The sequence below is a fragment of the Hymenobacter agri genome, assembly GCF_054778495.1.
Window position 1 is genome coordinate 1 of record NZ_BAAGZM010000682.1, and the last position, 2,122, is coordinate 2,122.

Below are 2,122 nucleotides of genomic sequence, written 5' to 3' on the forward strand. Positions count from 1 at the left end.
GGCCAATGCCGTGCACGCCGTGGTGGCCCGCGCCGCGCACGCCGGCCCGGCCTACCGGCCCACCGTCACGGTACGCACTCGTCAGCCCACGCCAGCTACCGTCGAAATTCGGGTGATTGACAACGGCACTGGCATGCCCGAAGCCGTGCGCGAGCAGGTGTTCAAGCCCTTCTTCACCACCAAGCCCGCGGGCGAGGGAACCGGGCTGGGTCTGAGCTTGAGCCACGACATCATCACGAAAGGCCACGGCGGCACCATTGCGGTCGAGAGCACTGAGGGCGTGGGAACGGCGTTTGTGCTGACGCTGCCCGTGGAGCAATAGCCGGCCGGGCCCGGCATGACGGGCGCAAGCCGCCGCCGCCCTAAATTGCGGGCCAACTGCCTGCCGTTCTTTCCGCCTTTCGCTGCAATGACCCCTCGCCTTGGTAACCCTGACCTTTTGCTCTACGCGTCAATGGCCTTTGGCGTGGCGCGAGGCGTAAGTAAATTTCTGGACCTGCCCCGCCGCCTGCCGCGCTGGGACCAAGCCCTGCGCTACATCTGGGTGCCGGCCGTGGTCACCTACGGCTTGGCCCTGCTGCTGGGCTTCCGCTCGCCGGTGATGGCCGAGTACTACTGGCTGTGGGTGGAGAGTGTGTTTGGGGTATTGCTGCTGATGCTTAGCCACCACCGGCCGGCCCGCACGCTGCTTATGGGCCTTGCCCCGCTGTGGCTCTACCACCTGCTCAGCACGGGCCTGCTCACGGTGAGCAGCCGCCTGCTCAAAACCTATGACGACGGCTTTGACACGGCTCACTTCTTTGCCATGCTATGGCTGTTCTGCTTCTTCTTCATTGCCCGCAGCCAGAAAAAGCAGCTTGAAAAAGAGGAATTGCAGCGCGCCGAAGAGGAAAAAGCCAAGCGCCTCATCGAGGCGCAGAATATTGAGCTGGAGCGCCTGGTGGGCGAGCGCACCGCTGCCCTCACCACCCAGGCCGAGGAGCTGCGCGGGGCCCTCACCGAGCTGCGCGCCACCCAAGCCCAGCTGGTGCAGAGCGAGAAGATGGCCAGCCTGGGCGAGCTCACGGCCGGCATTGCCCACGAAATTCAGAACCCGCTCAACTTCGTGAACAACTTTGCTGAGGTGAGCGCCGAGCTGGTGACCGAGCTGGAAGAGGAGCGCGCCCGCCCCGAGCGCGACCCCGGGCTGGAAGACGAACTCCTGGCCGACCTCAAGCAGAACCTGCTCAAAATCAGCCAGCACGGCGGACGGGCGGCCAGTATTGTGCGCGGCATGCTCGAGCACTCGCGCACGAGTTCGGGCGAGCGCACGCCCACCGACCTCAACCAGCTGGCCGACGAGTACCTGCGCCTAGCCTACCACGGCCTGCGCGCCAAAGACAAAACCTTCAACGCCACCCTCCAGCCCGACTTCGATGCCAGCTTGCCGCCCGTGCCCGTGCTGGCCCAGGACCTAGGCCGCGTACTGCTCAACCTGCTCAGCAACGCGTTCTACGCCGTGCGCCAGCGCCAGCAGCGCGGCGAGGCCGGCTACGCGCCCACCGTGCGCGTGAGCACCCGGCGCCTGGGCGACGACGTGGAAATTCGGGTGCGCGACAACGGCAGCGGCATCCCCGAGAGCGTGAAGCAGAAAATTTTCCAGCCCTTCTTCACCACCAAACCCACCGGCGAAGGCACCGGCCTGGGCCTGAGCCTGAGCTACGACATCGTGACGCAGGGCCACGGCGGCACCCTCACCGTGGACAGCCAGGAGGGCCAGGGCACTGAGTTTGTGATTCGGCTGCCGGTGGGCTAAACGCCTCGCGGTAACATACCCGGGCCCCCGTCCAAACTTATACCCCATCTCATCAGTTGCGGCTGGGCGATAGCTACCTTCGCATCGCAGAGCATCAGAGCGGTATCTTTAAAGCTGCGTAGCCTGCGGGGTTGTCATTTCGCAGTTGTTAGATGCCTGTTTCAGGCTTTTTCCGTTGAATAGTTTTTCTTTTTTAGTCTGGTTGCGGCGGCTGGCAATGGGGCTGAGCCTGCTGGTGGGTGTGTGCGGCCACAGTCTGGCCGCACTGCCGACGGCAGCCCCGCCGGCGGTGTCGCGCGTGGTGCTCGACAGCCTGCGCCAGCTGCT

General features: G+C 64.9%; 2 protein-coding genes. Both read left to right on the forward strand.

What is annotated here, in order from left to right; translation table 11 throughout:
- Positions 1-322: sensor histidine kinase (locus ACYVDE_RS20995; protein ID WP_460503488.1), on the forward strand; the 322-nt coding region annotated here is incomplete at its 5' end.
- Between the two features lie 87 nt (positions 323-409).
- The gene (locus tag ACYVDE_RS21000; RefSeq protein WP_460503489.1) at positions 410-1,795 is read left to right on the forward strand and encodes an ATP-binding protein; all 1,386 of its coding nucleotides are present in this window, start codon (positions 410-412) and stop codon (positions 1,793-1,795) included.
- Positions 1,796-2,122: the final 327 nt, after the last annotated feature.

What these genes read in the sequence shown, in the direction of transcription:
- ACYVDE_RS21000 (WP_460503489.1), top strand. Translation starts at nt 410, where the DNA reads ATGACCCCTCGCCTTGGTAACCCTGACCTTTTGCTCTACGCGTCAATG.